18 protein-coding genes and 4 pseudogenes are annotated in these 18,756 nt (G+C 68.8%); 9 read left to right on the top strand and 13 right to left on the bottom strand.

The genetic code is table 11. From position 1 onward, the window contains the following. Positions 1–323: 323 nt before the first annotated feature. Positions 324–428 (top strand): annotated as a pseudogene (locus ACFYXM_RS24090) (IS5/IS1182 family transposase); the annotation flags it as partial. A gap of 27 nt (positions 429–455) precedes the next feature. Beyond that, a pseudogene (locus tag ACFYXM_RS24095) lies at positions 456–800 on the top strand (FG-GAP repeat domain-containing protein); the annotation flags it as partial. A 121-nt stretch (positions 801–921) separates the two neighbouring features. On the opposite strand, the pseudogene ACFYXM_RS24100 reads toward ACFYXM_RS24095, so the two are convergent. From ACFYXM_RS24100 to ACFYXM_RS24125, 6 genes and pseudogenes are all read right to left on the bottom strand, one after another. Further along, positions 922–2,131 (bottom strand): annotated as a pseudogene (locus ACFYXM_RS24100) (IS701 family transposase). A gap of 83 nt (positions 2,132–2,214) precedes the next feature. Continuing rightward, a protein-coding gene (locus ACFYXM_RS24105) for an IS3 family transposase (RefSeq protein WP_389292233.1) occupies positions 2,215–3,452 on the bottom strand; the annotation gives its coding sequence in 2 pieces (ribosomal slippage) (positions 2,215–3,128 and positions 3,128–3,452; 1,239 coding nt in all). Positions 3,453–3,785: 333 nt separating this feature from the next. Continuing rightward, on the bottom strand, positions 3,786–4,061 hold the full coding sequence (locus ACFYXM_RS24110; protein WP_386610424.1) for a hypothetical protein: 276 nt from the start codon (positions 4,059–4,061) through the stop codon (positions 3,786–3,788). Between the two features lie 67 nt (positions 4,062–4,128). After that, positions 4,129–4,959: a glycoside hydrolase domain-containing protein gene (locus ACFYXM_RS24115; protein ID WP_389292235.1), complete on the bottom strand. Its 831-nt coding sequence runs from the start codon at positions 4,957–4,959 to the stop codon at positions 4,129–4,131. Positions 4,960–5,670: 711 nt separating this feature from the next. Continuing rightward, the gene (locus ACFYXM_RS24120) at positions 5,671–5,958 is read right to left on the bottom strand and encodes a hypothetical protein (RefSeq protein WP_389292237.1); all 288 of its coding nucleotides are present in this window, start codon (positions 5,956–5,958) and stop codon (positions 5,671–5,673) included. Positions 5,959–5,986: 28 nt separating this feature from the next. Next, positions 5,987–7,231, bottom strand: coding sequence for a transcriptional regulator (locus ACFYXM_RS24125; protein WP_389292239.1), 1,245 nt, complete (start codon positions 7,229–7,231; stop codon positions 5,987–5,989). Between the two features lie 351 nt (positions 7,232–7,582). On the opposite strand from ACFYXM_RS24125, the gene ACFYXM_RS24130 reads away from it, so the two are divergent. The 4 genes from ACFYXM_RS24130 (at position 7,583) to ACFYXM_RS24145 (ending at position 10,730) form a co-directional block, all read left to right on the top strand. Continuing rightward, positions 7,583–8,755: a cupin domain-containing protein gene (locus ACFYXM_RS24130; protein ID WP_389292240.1), complete on the top strand. Its 1,173-nt coding sequence runs from the start codon at positions 7,583–7,585 to the stop codon at positions 8,753–8,755. 9 nt (positions 8,756–8,764) lie between these two features. Further along, on the top strand, positions 8,765–9,574 hold the full coding sequence (locus ACFYXM_RS24135) for a hypothetical protein (RefSeq protein ID WP_389292241.1): 810 nt from the start codon (positions 8,765–8,767) through the stop codon (positions 9,572–9,574). 289 nt (positions 9,575–9,863) lie between these two features. Next, entirely contained in the window at positions 9,864–10,193 is a 330-nt protein-coding gene (locus tag ACFYXM_RS24140; RefSeq protein WP_389292243.1) for a hypothetical protein, read from the top strand. Between the two features lie 162 nt (positions 10,194–10,355). Further along, a complete protein-coding gene (locus ACFYXM_RS24145) occupies positions 10,356–10,730 on the top strand; it encodes a hypothetical protein (RefSeq protein WP_389292245.1) in 375 nt (124 codons plus the stop codon). A gap of 43 nt (positions 10,731–10,773) precedes the next feature. Here the strand turns inward: ACFYXM_RS24145 and ACFYXM_RS24150 are convergent, their stop codons facing one another. The 4 genes and pseudogenes from ACFYXM_RS24150 to ACFYXM_RS24165 all read right to left on the bottom strand — a co-directional run. Continuing rightward, complete coding sequence (locus tag ACFYXM_RS24150; protein ID WP_389292246.1) at positions 10,774–11,799, bottom strand: ParB/RepB/Spo0J family partition protein; 1,026 nt, start codon at positions 11,797–11,799, stop codon at positions 10,774–10,776. Next, on the bottom strand, positions 11,796–13,082 hold the full coding sequence (locus tag ACFYXM_RS24155) for a ParA family protein (RefSeq protein ID WP_389292248.1): 1,287 nt from the start codon (positions 13,080–13,082) through the stop codon (positions 11,796–11,798). The genes ACFYXM_RS24150 and ACFYXM_RS24155 overlap by 4 nt, the downstream gene beginning before the upstream one ends. Positions 13,083–13,201: 119 nt before the next feature. Then, positions 13,202–13,516: a hypothetical protein gene (locus ACFYXM_RS24160; RefSeq protein WP_389292381.1), complete on the bottom strand. Its 315-nt coding sequence runs from the start codon at positions 13,514–13,516 to the stop codon at positions 13,202–13,204. Positions 13,517–13,532: 16 nt separating this feature from the next. Then, positions 13,533–13,628: pseudogene (locus ACFYXM_RS24165) on the bottom strand (DnaB-like helicase C-terminal domain-containing protein); the annotation flags it as partial. A 208-nt stretch (positions 13,629–13,836) separates the two neighbouring features. On the opposite strand from ACFYXM_RS24165, the gene ACFYXM_RS24170 reads away from it, so the two are divergent. Continuing rightward, entirely contained in the window at positions 13,837–14,226 is a 390-nt protein-coding gene (locus ACFYXM_RS24170) for a hypothetical protein (RefSeq protein WP_389292250.1), read from the top strand. A 210-nt stretch (positions 14,227–14,436) separates the two neighbouring features. Here ACFYXM_RS24170 and ACFYXM_RS24175 read toward each other — a convergent pair whose 3' ends face one another. Next, positions 14,437–15,429 (bottom strand): hypothetical protein, encoded by a 993-nt coding sequence (locus ACFYXM_RS24175; RefSeq protein ID WP_389292252.1) that lies wholly within the window; start codon positions 15,427–15,429, stop codon positions 14,437–14,439. Beyond that, complete coding sequence (locus tag ACFYXM_RS24180) at positions 15,426–15,962, bottom strand: hypothetical protein (RefSeq protein ID WP_389292253.1); 537 nt, start codon at positions 15,960–15,962, stop codon at positions 15,426–15,428. Before ACFYXM_RS24180 ends, ACFYXM_RS24175 begins: the two co-directional genes overlap by 4 nt. 399 nt (positions 15,963–16,361) lie before the next feature. Between ACFYXM_RS24180 and ACFYXM_RS24185 the strand changes: the two genes are divergently transcribed. Beyond that, a complete protein-coding gene (locus ACFYXM_RS24185; RefSeq protein WP_389292255.1) occupies positions 16,362–17,633 on the top strand; it encodes a hypothetical protein in 1,272 nt (423 codons plus the stop codon). After that, entirely contained in the window at positions 17,630–18,271 is a 642-nt protein-coding gene (locus ACFYXM_RS24190) for a hypothetical protein (RefSeq protein ID WP_389292256.1), read from the top strand. Before ACFYXM_RS24185 ends, ACFYXM_RS24190 begins: the two co-directional genes overlap by 4 nt. Before the next feature lie 24 nt (positions 18,272–18,295). Here ACFYXM_RS24190 and ACFYXM_RS24195 read toward each other — a convergent pair whose 3' ends face one another. After that, complete coding sequence (locus ACFYXM_RS24195) at positions 18,296–18,634, bottom strand: helix-turn-helix domain-containing protein (RefSeq protein ID WP_389292258.1); 339 nt, start codon at positions 18,632–18,634, stop codon at positions 18,296–18,298. Positions 18,635–18,756: the final 122 nt, after the last annotated feature.

The following is an 18,756-nucleotide window of genomic DNA, read 5'->3' on the forward strand; positions in this document are numbered from 1 at the left end:
CTATTTAATTATATTATTCCGGGGGTTCATGCACTCCCGGTGTTGTCCGTGGTGTGCGGGCCAATCCAGCCCCCACAACCAGCCCCCCGGTGGTGGGCCCCCCCCGGGCGGGGCCCCCGACGCGGTTGGTGCAGGAAGAGTTGAGTGCGGCAAGCCGGGAGACAGGGCGCAGGTGTATGGTCCGTGTCTCCTCGTCGAACCGAGTCGCAGCGACTTTGCCTGCGAGTGGGGGGATGGTCAAGCACGGTTCCGCCGACGGCGGCGGTGTCCCGGCCGCACTCGGCCTCCATCTTGCTGGGCGCGGCGCCGAGCCCAAGCAGGACTCGGCGTGGAAGGACCGGCATCGCTCGGTCAGCGGCCACCAGGGCGCCTACGACATGCGGGAGATCGTGAACGCGATCCTCTACCAGGGGCGGACCGGCTGCCAGTCGGGCTCGTTCAACTGGGACGCCTCGAAGGTGACCTCCGGCGACTTCAACGGAGACGGCAAGGACGACATCGCGGTCCTCTACGACCGAGGCACGGCAGTCGATGGAAAGGCCGTCACGTCGCTCTTCACCAGCAACGGCACCGACCTCGCCGCTCCTCGTGAAGTCTGGACCAGCACCGGCTCATTCAACTGGAACACGAGCGGGCTGACGTCCGGCGACTACAACAAGGACGGCAAGTACGACATCGGCGTCCTCTACCGCGCCGGAACCTCTGCCGACGGCCGCCGGATTGACTCCTTGTTCACTTTCACAAGTACCGGCATCGGCATCAAGGCACCGGTCAAGCACTGGACCGGCAGCGTCATCTAGCCACTACTAGTAGGGCTTGGTCATGTTGGTGCGGGGTCTGGCATGTCGCGGTGACAGGTGGGGCAGGCGCCGGTCCAGGTCGCGATGAGTATCTGCAGCTCGCGGAGGACTCGGTAGAGGCTCAGGCCGACGCCGTCTCTTTTGGGGATCGGGTCAGTCGCTGAAGGGTGCAGAAGGCGTGGGCGACCGAGACGAGGGTGACGTGGTGGTGCCAGCCTGGCCAGGTTCGGCCTTCGAAGTGGGCCAGGCCCAGGGTCTGTTTCATCTCGCGGTAGTCGTTCTCGATGCGCCAGCGGAGCTTCGCGGTGCGCACGAGGACGGGCAACGGCGTGGTCTCGGGCAGGTTGGAGAGCCAGAACTGCACGGGCTCGTCCTGGTCGGCGGGCCATTCGGCCAGCAGCCAGCGGACCGGAAGCTCGGTGCCGGCCGTGGCCTTGCGGATCTCACGTCCGGCGGGCCGAACCCGCAGGGCCACGAAGCGCGAGTACATGCGCTTGTACCCGCTGCGGCCGCTGCCCGGCCGCGATCCCTCCCTCCACTGCACCGGCCGAGCGGTGTTCTTACCGGCCGCGACGACCAGGCTCTTCACCCGCTGGGCCGCCTCGGGGTAGGCAGGAACCGGCCGTGGGCCGCGGCCGGAGTAGGCCGGGGTGCAGGGCTGTGCGTCTTCAGGTTGCGCGGTGGTCGTGGTCGAGATGCCCACCACGTACTCAAGGCTGCGTTCTTCCAGGCCGAGCCGGAAGGCTGCGGTGTCCCCGTAGCCGCCGTCGGCGATGACCTGGGGCACCTCGATGCCCCAGGACCGCGTTTCGTCGATCATGTCGAGGGCCAGCTGCCACTTCTCGACATGGCCCACCTGGGCGGGGATGGCGCACTTGTCACGGCGGGCTACCTTGGCCCGGTCGGCCTTGGGCGAGGCGGGATCCCAGCTCCCGGGCAGGAACAGACGCCAGTTCACGGCCGCGGAGGCGCCGTTGGAAGCCAGGTGCAGCGAGACTCCGGCCTGGCAGTTGGTGACCTTGCCCGCGGTGCCCGTGTACTGCCGGGTCACGCACGCCGACGACATCCCCGTCCTTGAGGAAACCTGTGTCATCGATGATCAACGCGGTGGGCTTGACGACCGGCTGCATGCGCCAGGCCAGACGGGCCCGCACATGCGCCGCATCCCAGGGGCTGGAAGTGACGAAGTGGGCCAGGGCCTGCCGGTTCCCGTCTTCGCCCAGGCGGGCGGCCATCGGCTCCACCGACTTGCGCCCGCCATCCAGCAGCAGGCCCCGCAGATAGACCCCGCCCCACCGCCGCTGATCCGCCCGCGCGAACGGCTCGAACATCTCCGCCGCGAAGTCCTCCAGATCACACCGGACCGCAGCCAACTCGGGCCTTGTCCCCGGAGGGTGGACACCTGTTCGTGTCGTTATGCGGCAAGTGTCAGGGTAGCTGACTGTTGTTCGTAAGTGATCGGTGCCTGCTGTCCGAGGCGTGAGTGCCTGCGGCGGGTGTTGTAGCGGGTGGTCCAGCGGAAGACGGCCAGGCGGCAGGCGCGGGCTCCGTCGTAGCGGCGGGCACCGCGGAGCGTCTCGCGTTTGAGGGCCGCGTTGAATGACTCGGCGAGTGCGTTGTCCGCGCTCGTGCCGACCGCGCCCATGGACTGTCTGATGCCCAACTCGGTGCAGATGTCGGTGAATTCGCGGGAGGTGTATTGCGCTCCGTGATCGCTGTGGAAGACGGCGCCGGCCAGGCTGCCGCGGGCCCGGGCGGCTGCCTGGAGCGCGTCGGTGACCAGCGAGGTGCGCATGTGGTCGGCGATCGACCAGCCCACCAGACGGCGTGAGAAGCAGTCGATCACCGTCGCCAGATACAGAAACTCGCCGTCGCCCACCGGCAGGTAGGTGATGTCGCCGACGTACTTGGTGTTCGGGGCGCTCGCGGTGAAGTCGCGCCCCAGCAGGTCGGACACCGGTGTGGCGGACGGTTCGGGCACGGTGGTGACCTGGCGCTTTCGCAGCCGCAGCCCGGCGATGCCGTACTTGCGCATGACCCGTCCGACGCGCTTGTGGTTCACGCGCTCGCCGTCGCCGCTCAGCTCGGCGGTGATCCGGGGCCGGCCGTAGGTGCCGTCCCACTCGGCATGGACGGCCCTGATCCGCTCGGCGAGAGCGGCATCCGCCCGTTTGCGTGCGGCGCGGGCCTCACGGCCGGCCCTCCACTTGTAGAAGCTGGAGCGGGCCACCTCCGGCACGGCGCACAACCGCTTCACGCCCCAGGCGCGGTGGTGGTCCTCGATGAACTGGCAGCGGTTGGTCACCAGGTCATCTCTTGTGCGAAAAACTTCGTTGCCTTGCGGAGAATGTCCCGTTCGGTGGCGAGCTTGTGCATCTCCTTGCGGGCTGCCGCCAGCTCCCAGCGCAGGGCCTCGTTCTCGGCCTGAAGCTCCTCGGCCGTCGGCGGGGAATCCACCGTGTTCTTCTCCGTGCTCGTGCTCGTCGTGCTGCCCCCGCCGCGGCGGGCCCGTTCGGCCCGCACCCAGTTACGCAGCGTCTCTCTGCTGATCCCCAGATCCTTGCCGATGCCCTCGAAGGTGTGGCTCGGATCCGACAGGTACAGCGCGACAGCGTCCGCCTTGAACTCGGGCGAGTAGACCTTCATCACCATAAAAGATGCCTCCTACCCGACCCCTGGCGGGGCCGGGATCAGAGGTGTCCACCACTCGGGGACAGGTCCCACCCTCCACGACGGCCTGCAGGCCGTCCTCGCCGCCCACGCCTCCCTGCAAGCCTCCCGTAACGGCGCCACTACGGCCGTCCCAACCCTCATCGACCTTGGCGCAGCTTGATCACCCTGTCCGCCACCGAAGGGACGTGCTCGGTATTCCGTCGGCCATGGTCGATGAGCGACCATGGCCGGAGTGGTTGGCCGAGGATCCCCTCCAGCGGCCCGCACCCAGGCCCTGGACGCTCCTCGGCGCCTACACGTCACTGACCAAACTCAAAGATGGCGAGGAGCACCGTGGTGCCGACGGCACGCAGGACGATGATCCCATCGGGCGACCAGCCGCATACGGGGCTTCCGGGGAATCCTGAGCAGCCAGGCGATCCCGATGGAGGCGAGGGCGCAGACCGTGAGCCAGGCGAGCTGGGCCTGCCCGTGCGGCTGCGGGGCGCTGGGGTCGAGGTCGTACGACTCCATGTACATCGCCAGAGCGGGCATCAGCCAGCACCCCGACAGAAACGCGGTGACACCGAACACGGTGATCGCAAGCACAAGTCGGCCCTTGTTGCACGTTCCGGGATGCTAAATATTCCCCTTACGCACTATCTGTGCTCTCAGGTCAGCCGATGATGGCGACGGGAGCGTCCCAGGTGTTGCGGTCGACGTTGATGGTGTAGCCGCCGCGGGTTTCCTTGCTGTTGGCCTTGTACTGATGGCCGCGGCTGTGGTCGGTGTACAGCTTCGGGTCCCACGGCCAGTCCTTGGTGGTGGTCTCCTGGCCATTCCACAGGGCGTACCAGAGGTTGCCCGGCAGGTCCGTGCGGTCCTTGGCGGTGGCGATAGCCTTGGCGCTGGAGCTGCTGAAGCCGTAGAGACCGGCGCGGTAGGTCTTGGCACGCAGGGTTTTGGTGAAGGACCTTACGTAGGTGAGCGTGGCGTCGTTGCACGCGTTGTTCGTGATGTCGTACGACTCCATGTTGAGGTAGATCGGACTGCCGGGCTTCATCCCGAGCGCAGCCGCCTTGGCGACCGCGTCGTTTGCGTTGGCGGCACCGACCGAGGTCGCGGTGGCGGCGGTGAACCTGTCCTTGTTACCGCTCTGCTGACACGGCGGCTGGGCGCCGACGTACAGAGGGATGACCCGCCAGCCGAGCGTGTCGACCGACTTCACCCAGGACTTCGTCAGGTTGGCCTGGGCGCAGCCGCGGTTCTTGCCGCCAATGTAGACGGCGACACCGCTGTAGTAGCCATCCTTCTTCCACGCCTTCATCGCGCTGAGCGAGGGCGCCGCGCAGGCGTCGAACGCCCGGCCCGTGTACGTCTTCTGAGCCGGCCACACCGTCGCGGCCATCGAAGTCTGCGCCGCAACCCCGGCACCGACGACGACCGCGACCCCCGTGGTCGCCAGCGCTATGTAACGGCCTCTCTTGGAAAGCCGGTGCTTTGCCATATTCCTAACCCATCTGCTGTGTGGCCCCAGGACTCTGGAACCGCACTCTATCCGGAGGCGGCGAGCCTGCAGCGATTGCCAGACTCGGCCCTGCCCAGGCTGGCAGCGGCCGTGTGGTCCATTGGCACCTGCGGGTGCGCCACCACGCGTGGCAGCGGCTGCGAGCTCGTCATGCTTCCTGCTCCATCCGCCGGGCGGCCTCGACCTCGGCACGGGCCCTGGCGCGGGGTGGATGGCGTGTCACCGGCCCCTGGGAGAAGATGCCACCGGCCGACGAGGCACCGTTCACCACGACAGTCGAGCGGGCCAGCGAATAGGCCCGGGCGCCCAGGAGCCCGCACAGCGGCCGGGCCCCGGCGCGGGCTCGGTACCGGGAGACGACAGCGAGCCCGAGCCGTCAGTGAGGCCGTGGCCGGGGTGAGATGATCGTGCGTCTGTTGACGAGCTCCGGCGTGACGACGGCCCTGACGCCGGGCGGGAGTCGAGGGCCGTCACACGTGCCCGACCGGGGCGGGCGTTGCACGTGTCGGCCTGCCTAACGCGCCGCACGCGGCAAGGTCACGGAGCCGGGGGGCTCGCGGAGCACTGCAGGCCGGGGGCCGATCTCGCCTCCGAGTCCGCGCGGCCGAGGACCGCCGTTGGCGCGTGCCGCTTCCATCGCGGTCCGCAACGCGACCCGGGCCAGGTCGAGCCCGGACGTCTCGCTGCCGCTCATGCCTGCCCCCACGGGGTGTAGCCGAGGTCCAGGTGACCGAGGCCCGCGAGGCGCTGCACGGTCGCGACGAACGCCCGGGTGAACAGGCGCTGCGCGGAGTGCTCGCCGTAACGGGCGATGTGGTCGTGGACGATCTGGTGGTCGGCGGCGCGGTTGCGCCAGTCCAGCACCTGCTCGCGCGTCAGGTCCTCGAGGACCAGCTCCTGGTCGTCGTCGACGTCCGCGACCTCCGGGGCCGGGGCGGCGACGGCCGGACGGGGCGTGGGCAGCACGAGCGGGGCCACCGGCGGCCGCGCCTTTGCACCGCGGCTCTCAGGCGAGGGCATCACCGAGTAGCCGGCGCGGGGCACCGTCCAGGTGCCGGTGGAGCAGTTGGGCGCGGGAGTGCACCAGGCCGGTCCGGTAGGCGGGCGGCAGTCTGTCGTAGACGGCGGCCGCCATCGCGGCGGCCTCGCCCGGATCTCCGTCGACCCGCAGACACGCGGCGGTATCCATGGCGATCAGGGCGCGGGTCATCACCGACGGCGAGGTCGTCAGGGCCAGGGCGTCGTCCTGCGCCCGGTACGCGGCGCGGGTGTCGCCGAGCAGCGTGTACGCCTGAGATAGGTGGACGTGGTGCTTCTGGGCCGGGTAGCCGAACCAGGTGTCCGCCGACTCGGGGCCGTCCAACTGCTCGGCCAGGGTGCGAACGTCGTCCACTGCGCGGCGGGCGCCGGGCAGGTCGCCCACGGCTGCCAGGGCACGGGCGTTGACGGCGGCCGCGAGCGCGGCCGCGCCGGACGGGCGGGCCCCGGCCTCCCGGCGGGCCCGCGCAGCGATGCGAGCGGCCTGCCCTGGGGCGCCGTAGTTCAGGCCGACCATGGCGTGACGGCCCAGGACCCAGGCAGTCATCCTCCGGTCCCCGGACTCTCTGGCCGCCTTCGCCGCAGTGGCGAACCAGCGGTGTGCATCGGCCTGGTCGCCACGGTCGTGCTGGACGATCGCCACCAGGCCGGAGATCCCGGCAGCCGTGCGCGCCAGGTCGGTGCGTTCCTTCGCAGGGTGGGGCCGGCGCAGGACGGCGGCGAGGAGCGCCAGGTCCTCACGCATCTCCCCGAGGACGGCATCGGGCGCCCGCCCGTTGTAGCCGCCCCGGTGCCGCTCGAACGCTCCCTCCAGGTAGGCGAGATCCCCGGCACCGTCCCCGGCGAGGCCGGTGTCGATGCCCTCCCGGGCCTGCGCGATGCCAGGCAGCACGGCGAACCCCGCCGTGGCCGCCGCCAGGGTGAACAGCTTGCGTCGCTTCACGTCGTCGTCCTCCATCCTCTGCTGCCTGCGGTATCTGCGGGTGTTCTCCAGGGCCTGGTCCAGCTGCTCGTCGGTCAGGCAGTAGACGGCGCGGATCGCCGAACGCCAGACCGGAGTCGGTAAGCGGCGCTCGGTCTCCCACCTCTTCAGGTTCTCGACCGTGCACACCAGGCCGGCGGCCGTCATGCGCTTGGCCTGCTGCTCGCGGGTCCGGTCCGCCCTCTCCCTGATGGTGCGGAGCAACTCGCCGATTCCGTCCGGGCTCACCATGCCGGGGCCTCCCCTGTCCAGGTGTCGAAAGACCATCCTGGCCCCCCAACGCGGCACCCCGCAGCGGGAATCGGCCCCCCGCAGCGGCCCTCCCCTGTGCTCTTCCCCAGACCTTCAATGGTCGAACGGAACCGGCCGGAACAACGCCTCCAGGGGCCCCCCCTCCCAGCCGGCCCCGTACTGGCGCCCGCCTCGCCTGGGGGCGACGGGCGCCTCCACGCTCCATCCGACACGAAGGAGTACGTCATGAACGGTCTGATCCTCTCCAGCCGCTCCATCAAGGGAGCCGCGACCCGGACCCCCGACGGCGGGGGCACCGGCAAGGGCGACGGCAACGACTGATCGCCGACCATGACCTCCGCGATTGATGCGGCGGTCCGGAGCCTCGGCGGGGACTTCCTCGCCGGGGCTTTCGGCCGCTCGTACCAGCACTGGTCACAGGCCGCCGATCTGAGGGGCCTGTTCACGTGGGACGACCTGAACGACCTGGTCGCCCGCCACCGCCTCGACGCTCCGCGGCTGCGCCTTTTCAACGACGGCACGCAGGTCCCGCCGTACGAGTACCTGCACACCTCGGTCACCAAGCGCACCGAGGTCCGGCACCGGGTCGAACCCTCCGGCCTTCACCGGCAGATCAGCGCCGGCGCCTCCTTGGTCCTGGACGCCGTCGACAAGCTCCACCCCGGCGTCCAGGTCCTGGCCGAGGCGCTGGAGCGGCACTTCCGTACCGACGTCCAGGCCAACCTGTACGCCTCCTGGCACCCGACCGAGGCTTTCGGGATCCACTGGGACGACCACGACACGGTGATTTTCCAGCTCGAAGGTGCGAAGCGCTGGAACCTGTACGGGGCCACCCGCACGGATCCGCTACGCCTGGACGTGGAGGCGCCCGAGAAGCCCGAAGGGCCGCCGCTGGCCGAAGTGATCCTGCAGGCCGGGGACATGCTGTACGTGCCAAGGGGCTGGTGGCACGCGGTGGTCGCCACCGAGGGCCGGTCCCTGCACCTGACATGCGGCCTGACCCCGGCGACCGGGCACCACCTCCTGGTGTGGCTCGCCGGCCAGCTCCTCCACTCCCCCACCCTGCGCGCGAACGTGCCCATGGTGGCTGGCTCGGCCGAGCGCACCGCGTACGCCGAGCAGCTGCGCAAGGAGGTATCCGAGGCGCTCCACCCCCACGTCGTCTCGGAGTTCGCCGCCTCCCTGGACGCCCGCGACCCCGGCCGTCCGGCCCCCTCCCTCCCGTACATCGGCGACGTCCCCGCGGATCCGGGGCTGGTCCTGGCCCTCACCACCGCCCGGGCCGCGCTGGAGGGAGCCGACGAGGCCGTCGTACTGCGCGCCGCCGGACACGAATGGGAGCTCCACCCCTCCGTGCGCCCCGTGCTGGAGGCTCTGGTCTCCGGCGCTCGCCTGCCCTTCGGGGAGCTGGCCGAGCGCTCCGGTCTCACCGTGGAACAGGTCGCAGCCCTGGCCACCGAGCTGGTATCCAAGGACGCGGCAGCCGTCTCCCAGCCGAGGTAGGACCCGCCCATGTTCGAGACCCCCACCCCCGCCACCGCCGACCGGATGCTGGCTGCCCAGCAGCACGCCGCCGATCAGTTCGGCCTGCGAGCCACCGGCCGCCGGGTGTGGGGGTACCGGGGCCGGACCCTCTCCAGCGCAGCGGGCCCGCACTGGCTGCGTGTGGTCTGCGCCGAGGCCGGCACCGAGGGCGGCACGCTGTGGAACGGCCCATCCACCTCCCGCGCCCTCCCCGCATCGGTGCCGCGCCCCGACCTGTTCCGCATCCGGGACTGGACCACCGACGGCTACGCCTACCGGGCCGAGCTCTACGCCCTCGCCCCCGACCCGATGGTCTCCCCGCGCCCCGTCCTCGACGAGGACCCGGCCCTGCCCGAAACGTGGTGGAAGGAGATGGCCGCCGCCCTGGACGCCCTCGCCGACGTCCCGCTGCCCGCGGACCGTGAAGCCGTACGCGAGGAGTACCTGCGCCGCGTCATCCCTCAGTTCACCGGCCACCAGGCCGACGCCGCCATCACCTGGAGCACCGCCCACGGCGACCTCCACTACGGCAACATCACCCGCGGCCCGCACATCCTGGACTGGGAAGGCTGGGGCCGCGCCCCGTACGGCTACGACGCCGCCACCCTGTACCTGTACGCACTGCTGGCCCCCGCCACGGCCGCCCGCATCCGGACCGAGCTCGCCCCCGTCCTGGACCGGCCCGAGGCGCGGACCGGCCTACTGACCGTGTGCGCCCAGATCCTCCAGGCCCAGGACCGCACTGACTTCTACGCCGAGCTCGCCGGCCCCGTACGCGAGCGGCTGGCTCACCTGTAGTGGAGCTGCTGCACGTCGCCCGCCGTTTCCAATGGAAACGGCGGGCGCAGCGTCATGTGGCCGCCCCTCACCCATTGGGGTCACGGCGGCTGTGGCGCCTTGCACCGCCGCCTCACTGCGGGCTTCGATGTGCCTGGGCTCGTGAACGCCCGGCCGCGCGATGGAAAACGCTCCCGCACTCTTTCGCCGAGGACCGGCCAGAAGCATCACCATCCGCACGACACCTGTTGGACCACCTCAGCAAAGCGCTCGCCGCCGGGGGCCGGTGTGGCGCGGAACAGCAACCACGATGCCTCAGGCCGCCCTGGCCGTCACCGAAGACCGCCGCCGCTGCACCGGCGAGCCCCACCAAGCACTCCGTGCACTCCTCCCGGACACCGACCAGCCGCTCACCATTCCCGCGGCTCGGCACCCGGAGCAGGCACAGCTGGAGGCCGCGGTCTTCCTTGCCTGCTGCGAGATCGGCAGCCTCTCCGAGCACCCCCTGGGCATCATCCAGGTGTGTCCAGAGGAGGACCGGACGGCCGGGCGGATTGCCTTCGTCAGGTCACGCCTCTGCGTCAGACTCGGGCCGGGGCTTTCGAAGTCGGGTGAACTCCTTGGCCTGTTCGACGCGTGAGCGGTGCGGGCCGCCCGGCGTCGTGCACCGGGCGTCAGCGCCCTGGCCGCAGTCAGGACAGGTCACCTCATACACCCGCCACGGGGGCGGCGGCTTCGGCTGGTTCCTCTGTCGTTCCCTGCGTTCGTCGATGATCGGCTGCAGCCGCTCGTCATGGGGCACGTGCCGCACCTGACGACTGCGGCTCCCGTCGTCGACGACGCACTCCTGGCCGCTGCCCACCCGGCACCGTGGACAGCTCGTCTTCATCCAGTGCCGCCGCGCGACCTGCTTGTGCAGCTGCGGGCGCCGACGCGGCTGCTCAACCGACGCGCGCGGCGCGGCGGTCTGGACCGGGGCCGGCTTGTTGAGGCCCGCGCGCGCCTTCCACGCAGCGATCTGGGCTTCCTGGCGCGGCCCGAGACCGCCGGCCTCGGCCGCTGCCTGAATCAGCTGCTGCACCCGCGCCGGGCGCCTGCCTGGGCCGTACTCAACAGCACGGACGTTGCACCTCAACTGGAGGGCGAGTTTTACCGCGTAAAAGTCACCTGCTGCTGACCACCCTGCGGACCAGACTTTTACGCGGTAAAACTGCGGGCCCTCAGCAAGCGTCGAGCAGGCCTTGGACAATCTTCTGTACCGCGTCTGCTGGACAGCGCTCCAGGATGACAGCGATGACGGCATCGGGCTTCGTCCAATCGACCGGAACATCAGATTTGTCGGAGGCCCGTGACTCAACACGCGGTTCCGGAACGCCCTGCTGTGTTGCCGCTGCGGTACTCGAGGCCCGCCCAGACGGATTCAACGTTTCCGAAGGAGCCGCTGCGGCTGCGGAAGGCTGGGATTGGACCTTCTTGATCGCAGCAGCGGCCCGACCCCTGACTGGCCTTGGCTTCCGCGCCCGTTCAGCCTCGCGCTCCGCCATCTTGGTTTCCACGTAGGCGGTCTGCTCCTCGCGAGGAAGAGTGCCGGCCTTACGCGCGATCGCGATAGGTACCTCCTTATCTGCGACGCGCTGCTGGATCGGTTCTGGCAGCTTGAGGAGCGCGCGCCGAGTAGAGATCCAAGAGTCGTTGACCGCTCCACCCAGGACTGTTACGACTGCGGCAGCACTGCCGTGGAATGCCACCAGGGCTTCAATGGCTTCGGCCTCCTCGATCGGCGTCAGGTCCTTGCGGAAGTGGTTCGCACTGAGCGCTGCAGCAAGAAGATCCTCCCGGGTGCCTGCCGACGAGTCATCAACTGTGATCCGCAGGTCGATGCCGGCCTCGCGCGCCGCCCTGAGTCGGCAATGCCCGTCGATGACGACGTACTCGTGCTCGGCAGGAACAGCGTCCTGGTGCTCGGGATGCGCGACGAGGAACGCCAGGCGAGTCATGACGGTAGCCGTCTGAATCTGCCCGACCTCCCTCATATTCCGAGCCAGGCTGTTCAGGTACTCCTCGTCGAACTCGCGGCGGGGGTTCGCCGGGTTCTCGGCGACGAGGTCAGGCGCAACAGAGGCCGGAGGAGCGCCTACTACGGAGTCAATGATCTGTCCGCGAGTGCTCCGAGGGGCTCGGGCGGAGCCGAATGCTGCACTGGGTCCGGTTCGTTCGGCCGCGGACTTTCGACGGTCGGAACTCAAGACGAGATCTCCTTGACGATCTGACGCATGACGCGTGACTGGGCACAGGACGGGTCGTAAGCGAGTAGCGGCCGACGCGCCCGCGCGGCCTCCCGCTGCTCCTTGCGCCGGGGGATGACTCCTATGACGCGGGGTTCTTCCAGGGCGTACCACTCGTCGAGTGAGCTGGTGACGACGTGCCCATCGCGGGCGTCGTAAAGGTTGACCACGAGCCCGAGGTACGTCGCCGTGATCCGCCAGTCGATCACGCCGTCGTCGATCTGCTCGACGAGCATGGTGTAGGCGTCGGCTGACGAGTCTTCTGCCTGCACCACGATGAGGATCCCGGACTCCCCTTCCCGCTCACCGTCCCGCTCTCGGCCGTAGTAGATGGCGGCATCCATCGCCATGCCCAGGCTCGGCGGGCAGTCGATGATGATGACGTCGTAGTAAGCCTCAAGAGGTTCGAGGGCGTGCTCAAGGGTGGCTTGCCGGTTACGGGCGGCCGAGATCATGACGTCCAGCAGGAATGCGTCCTGGCAGGAAGGCAAGAGGTCCAGCCGGCCACCAAAGCGCTCATCGTCCACGGGGACGACGAGGTCATGGATGTCGCCAGTGACCTGCCGCGACATGAACTTCGCCAGGCTGGGACCATTCGCGGGGAGCTGCTTGACGCCAAGCTGTTTGGCCAGATGGCCCTGTGGGTCGTAGTCCACAAGCAGCACCCGCAACTCCGGGGCCTCGTACGAATTGTCTGCGTCGGCCGGTGCGGACGTGCCGGTCTCTGGCCCTTGATCCGTCAGCAGCGCGGTCAGCCGGGCAAGTTCCGCGGCGCCGGGAAACGCACCGCCGGCAAGACGGGCGAGTTCGGCATCCTCAGCAAAAGCACCTCCAAGACCGGCCGTGACCGCAGTCTTCCCCACGCCCCCCTTCTGGTTACAGATGATGAGACGGCGGGTGGTGCGTTCCAGCGGTTGATAGCGCGGTGAAGGGTGTGTGGCCAGCCAGAGAGTCACGGCCTGGGCGAGCCCCTGAACGTAGGGAATCCCTCTCTCGCTGCACTCCGACTTGAACTGCGAGATGCTCGGTTCCATGAGCCAGGTCGCGAACGGCGGTGCCCCCGCTGTGTCGACCTGTGGAACCTCCCCGTGCGGGGTGGCCTTCCACTCGTTCATTGCTTCGGCAACAGTGTCTTGGATGTCCACGCGGAGTTCTGCCGCGCGGATCTTGAGATCGGCTTTCAGGGAAGCTGGCAGCTTGAAGGTAACCTTCTGCCTGTCTGCTTGCTCGTCTGAGGGCAACATGAGGGGAGCTTACTTACCCTCGCGCTACTCAGGAAAGTTGACGCGCGGCTGTACGCCTCCCTGAGGGCCTGCCAAGGCTTCCGACGTCACGTCATACCGGCAGCTCGCAGATCGGCCGCCTACACCCCAATTCTTCCGGTCGCTTTTGTCCGAGATGGAAAATTTAAACCAGCTGGACGACGACCGCAGAGGAACGGAAACAGCGGGCCACTGCCTTGAACCGCCCCAGGTTCGGTAGAGATCTCAGATCGTTCCTCGGCCACGCCGGGGGCGTTCGCCATCTGGGCGCGGCTGCGGCCGGTGAACACCCGAAGGTGGACCAGACGTTCGTGCTCGGCGGTGCACAGGTCGGACGGGGCGACGTCGAGGGCCGCGGCCAGCCGGGGCAGCAGCTTTGGGCGGGGAACGCGGACCTCGGCGAGGTAGAGGCTCACCGCGCGTTTCGTACGCGTCGTCGCGGTACAGGAGCATCACGACGTCCGCATCCTGTCCCAGCGAACCCGACTCACACAGATCCGCCTTCATGGGCCGCTTGCCAGCCCGCATCTCCGGGACCAGGAGAAGCGGGCCGCCATCTGAACCTGCAAGCTGTCACAGGGAGCAAAGGCCGGCGCCCCGCCGATCCGGGGCGCCGACCTGCTGCGCGGCAAGGGCCGCGACAGGTTTTGAGGTTCAGGCAGGCACTGATGCCACCTAGATACCCTCGTTCTCGTCTCCGCGGGCACCCCTTGGACCACACCACCAGGAGAATCCAGTGTCATACCCGCAACTGCTCACCCCCGAGGAGAAGCTCGCCGACGCAAAGAAGCTGTTGAGCCTCCCGCATATCGTCGTGATCTGCGGCTCCACCCGCTTCATGACCGAGATGACCGAGGCCGATCTGCGGGAGACCAAAGCCGGAAAGATTGTCGTCAAACCGGCCATTGACATGAAGTCGCCGCACGAACTTTGGGCCGATCCTGCCGAGGCCGAGGCGCTGAAGGTTCGACTCGACGATCTGCACCGAGCGAAGATCCGGCTCGCTGATGAGGTGCTCGTAGTCGGCGACTACATCGGAGACAGCACCCGAGCCGAAATCGCCTACGCCCGGTCGCTGGGCAAGCCCGTGCGATTCACGCACCCCGAAGTCGACCCTGACGCCTGACCGCCCGCTGCCACCTCGACAACCAGGGCCGGCAGCCCGCCGCCTGACCGTCTCCCGCACGTCGCTCTCGGCATGTCAGCCAGCTGCCACACCCCATCCAGGATCTCCCTGTTGGCCGTGCAAGGGTTGGCTCATACGGTCGCATCGCGGTAGTTGTCATGGGCTCGCAGGGTACGTCCGGCCCGACGCAGGCGTCTGCTGGAAGTGCGGTTACCAGGAGCGGAGCTCGGTGGTCAGTTCCTCCCACCACTGATGTTGGTGCTCGTCTTCGGGGTCGGGGCAGGGGCCGAGGGCGAGGACCTGGTCATCGACGTGGTAGGTGAGGCGGTAGAGCAGGACGCGGGTCGCGCACTCGAGCCAGCGTTCGGTGTCTCGTGCTGGTGGGGCCGGTCCGAGGATGGTGGCGAACCACGCGGGCAGGAGCAGGCGGTTGCTGACGGCGTCGGCCAGAGTGCTGCGTAGCGCCAGGGTCAGCCGTTGCTCCGCACGCTGGCCGGCGGAGATGGCCGGCTGTTTGTCGGCGGTGGCCGCCCGGTCCGCGGCGAGGGCCGCGGTGGACGTGCGGGCCTCGGAAGCCTGCCGGGCAAGGCCCTGGTGCTCGGTCGCCTCGCGCGCGATGACGGAGCGTAACTTGGTGGCGGCCTTGGCATGGGGCTGGGTGTTGTAGGGGGTGTTGAGCAGCGTGCCGACCAGGGCGACGGCTTCCTCCCGGGTCGCCTGGTGCCGGGCCTGGGCGTCGTGGAAGCGTTGCACCCGGTTCTGGTGATGGGTGCGGAGGGTGCTGGTGAGCAGGACGTCGGCGGCGTCCCACCCGGACTCCATCGTGGCGGCCAGGGCGCGCTGGTCCTTGGTGAAGGTGTCCAGGTCCGCGGGAGGGACGTTCCCGACAGCCATGATCTGGCCTTCCAGCAGCCGCACGTGCTGGGTGAGCCTCTTCACCATCCGCTCCGCGGTGTTGACGCGGTCATCGAGCTCGTCGACCCGGCCGTCGACTTCCTCGGTCGTGGTCTCTAGGCCGGAGATGTCGTCGCGAAGGGAACGCAGCTCGTGGTCCAGGTCCTCGGTATAGCCGAACCGGGACTTCAACCGCTCGTGCTCGCCCTCCAGATCGTCCAGCCGGCTGTCGAGACCGCTTACCTGTAGGTCGATGTTGCGGACCCGCCGGTCGGTGTCCCGGAACTGGGAGTCCAGAGCGTCGCTCACTTCCCCGCCTCCTGTCCGTCCGCGACAACTGTGCCCACGAAGGCCCAGCCGATCAGGAAGGCGACGATGAACCAGGGCGACAGGACGCCCAGGGCGACCAGGACGAGCAGCGCCCCCACCGCGTGCAGAGCGATGGACGCGTTGCGGCGGGCGAGATGGTTTTTCACGGTCGCTTCGAGCTGCCAGCCGCAGAAGGTGCCCACCAGGTGCGGCACGACCAGGGCGTACCACCAGTCCGAGTACCCCAGCAGGCGGAAGACGAGGATCAGAGCGATCGCCACCGCGCTCTGGGCCCGCCAGGACCAGAAGATGACCTTCTGGCTACGCAGGCGTTGTGGTTCGGCCAGCAGGGCCGGCATCTGCTTCTCGTACGCCATCAGCGCCTGCGCGCGCTCCATCAGGATGTCGAACGCCTCGTCCGGAACACCCTCGTCGTGGCCCTGAACGTCGGTAAGAGCGTGCTGATCGGCCAGAGCACGTACCAGCTTCTGGTGCTCCTGGTGCACCTCGTGTTCCGTCCGCGCTTCGCCCACCGGCCCCCCTCACTCCGAGCCCTCCCCTGCATTCCGGAGGCGGGCGAAACGAGTATTGCGACAGCCGCACGGGCCCGCTGGATCTTGACGAAGGATGGCGCGAACCCCACCATCACGGCCTGAACCAGGAGCTCGGGCCAGCTGCCAGGCTGAGTTCATTCTTCCGGCCCGCCAACTGATTCCGCCCACAACAAGGGAGGAGCCGAGCAGCGCAGACGTCGGCGGCCAGGGCGAACGGCGGAGGCGGTCCGTCGCGTTGACTACGTTTCCCGCATTCCGGCGCGACTCTCCGTGACGCTCGATAGGCTGAACAGCTGATAGCGATCTACCTCTTCTCGCGTCCGCGGGACGCTCTCGTGCGGGCGGGAGAGGCGGGCTGTGCTGGCGAAGGGGCTGGCGATGGGCGTTGACAACCGGCAGATCCAGACGGCCGTTCTGGAGGATCCCGAGTCCGATGATCCGGTGGTCTGCCCGACGGATGCCGACGAGCTCGACGAGTTCCGCGAGGATTTCTCCGAGACGACGTTCTGGTGCGGGGTCCTGCTGGGCGGGTGCGGCGGCCAGCTCCTGACGCGGCGGGGCAACGTCCGCGTCAGCCACTTTGCTCACTTCCCCGACCCCGACGGGCTGCTGCCCGAATGCGGGCGCCGCTCCCGGGACGTCGCGAGCGCGGACCACCTGTACGTACGGACGGCCACCCAGGCGTGGCTGCGCGGCCAGGGACACACCCCGCGCTACCGCTACATCGACCAGGACGACGCCCCGGTCGGCTCCCTCGTGGAGATCGAACTGGACGGGCACACGCTGCTGCTGCACATGGACCCCATCACGCCGCCCGACTGGGACGCCACGGAGGCAGGCGACATCATCCTGGGTCCCGGCGTCCCCATCGACCACCGCACGCTGGCGCGCCGGGGCTACGTCCACCGGGTCAAGTTCGTCAGCGAGGGCAACCAGCGGGTCATGATGCTCGGCACCGAGCTCCCGCATGTGGGCACCGACTGGGACTTCGAGCTGGCGGACTGCACCGTCGACGAGCACGGCCGGCTCATCACCCCCGTTGTCACATGCCTCGAGGCCACACGCGCCGCCAAAGCCCAGACCCCGGTGCCGCAGCCGCGCACCGAGAAGACTGAGGGGCCGGTGCAGATCGGCGCCCTGACCCGGCTCATTTACCACGCCGTGCACAAGCAGGAGACCGACGCCGCCCGCCAGCTGCGGGACACAGCACGGCTCCAGTTACCTCGCTGCGAGGGACAGGCCCTCGAACACTTGCAACGCGCGATCGACCACGCGAACGACTGGATCCACCAGCAGGACCGGGCCCGCCGACGGCTCTTCAACCGACTTGACGAAGCCATCCGGTACGGACATGACCGCAACGTCTCAACGCTGATTCCCCAGGTCAGAAAGCATCTTCTGGGCGACGCGGCGGCCACACCGCAAGAGGCCGCAACTCTCCAGGCAGCCGACGCGTTCCTCGAAGAAGCGCTTCGTCGTGCTGCCCGGGAACGGCGTGCGGCAAAAGAATTGCGTGCGGCAGAGGCCCGGACGCAAGAAGCGCGCCAAGCACAGCCGAGGAGGAGCGCAGAGCGCGCCGAGCGGCAGCGCGTGAGGAGCGGCGGACGCGTCGCGAGGCAGAGGCTCAGGAGCGGGAAAATCAGCCCGTGACGCAGGCCCTGGGTCGCAAAGCGCGCAACAAGGCGCGAGGGCGGGTTCAGAGCATCACCGGCCGTCTACGCCGTGAGGCGCTGTCCACTGAACAACTGCAGGAGCTTGTCGAGGAGCTCGTGGTTGCGGCGAAGGAGGCCGGAGACATTCTGTCCCCGGCTGAGCAGAACAAAGTGAAGGAATGGGCAGAAAAGGTCGCCGTCCCCGCAGAAGAGCCGGACGCGCCCAAAACCACGCCCACGCAGCCGCAGCCGCAGCCGGACATCATCACGGGCCCTGCCACGCTGCCGGCGCATCTCGTGCCCACTGCGGCGGCTGTCCGGGGAGCCCTGAAGAAGGCGGCCAGGGAACGGACATCGACCAGCTGGAGCCGGCTGGAGCACCAGCTCGGCTCCGCGCTGCCCTCCCTGAACAACAGCGAACGCGTCCAGGTACTGGTCCAGGTCGACCGATCCACGGCCGACGACGAGCCACTCCTGTCATCCCTGCTGGCAGCGGGCGACCCCCACTTCGCCTACCAGCACTACCGGCACGTCCTCACCGCGCTCGGCCTGGACGCCCCGGACGACGACGAGGACCTGCGGGACGTCGTTGAAGCCGACGCCGCACAGGTATTCACCGACTGGCGCTCCCGCTGAAACCGAGCGGAATAGCGCGAGAGTTCACCTGGCCTGGCGCAGCACGGGACAGCCCTTAGGCGGGCGCGGATTGGCCGTGCCCAGCGCAAAACATCGGTCCCGCGCGCTGCCCGCGTGGCCTGCTGCTGGTCTGGGTTTACGGGGTGAGGTCCAGGACCCGGACGGATTTTCCCGACCCTCGGTGGTGCCGGTGTCGACGAGGGCCTGGACCTGCTGCCGCCACTGCTGGTGCGCGGCCACCTTCATGCCGAGCGCGTGGTTGAACGCCCCCCGCGCCGCGCCGACATGACGAAGCAGCACTTCTTCCTGGGCGGAGGTCGGGTCCAGCGTGAACCGGAACGCTCGCAGCACCTCGGACCGCACGAAACCCTCCCTCCCTTCTGCTCACCAGTGCCAGGTCGCCGCCGACTGTAGAGGACGACACTGACAACCGCCCTGACCTGCGGAGCCGCAGCAGCCAGCCGCACGCAATCCGGTGCCAGCCC

The sequence above is a fragment of the Streptomyces sp. NPDC002476 genome (genome assembly GCF_042889785.1).
Classification (GTDB): Bacteria; Actinomycetota; Actinomycetes; order Streptomycetales; family Streptomycetaceae; genus Streptomyces.

What these genes read in the sequence shown, in the direction of transcription:
- ACFYXM_RS24155 (WP_389292248.1), bottom strand. Translation starts at nt 13,082, where the DNA reads ATGTTGCCCTCAGACGAGCAAGCAGACAGGCAGAAGGTTACCTTCAAG.
- ACFYXM_RS24125 (WP_389292239.1), bottom strand. Translation starts at nt 7,231, where the DNA reads ATGGTGAGCCCGGACGGAATCGGCGAGTTGCTCCGCACCATCAGGGAG.
- ACFYXM_RS24140 (WP_389292243.1), top strand. Translation starts at nt 9,864, where the DNA reads ATGCCTCAGGCCGCCCTGGCCGTCACCGAAGACCGCCGCCGCTGCACC.
- ACFYXM_RS24130 (WP_389292240.1), top strand. Translation starts at nt 7,583, where the DNA reads ATGACCTCCGCGATTGATGCGGCGGTCCGGAGCCTCGGCGGGGACTTC.
- ACFYXM_RS24135 (WP_389292241.1), top strand. Translation starts at nt 8,765, where the DNA reads ATGTTCGAGACCCCCACCCCCGCCACCGCCGACCGGATGCTGGCTGCC.
- ACFYXM_RS24115 (WP_389292235.1), bottom strand. Translation starts at nt 4,959, where the DNA reads ATGGCAAAGCACCGGCTTTCCAAGAGAGGCCGTTACATAGCGCTGGCG.
- ACFYXM_RS24185 (WP_389292255.1), top strand. Translation starts at nt 16,362, where the DNA reads ATGGGCGTTGACAACCGGCAGATCCAGACGGCCGTTCTGGAGGATCCC.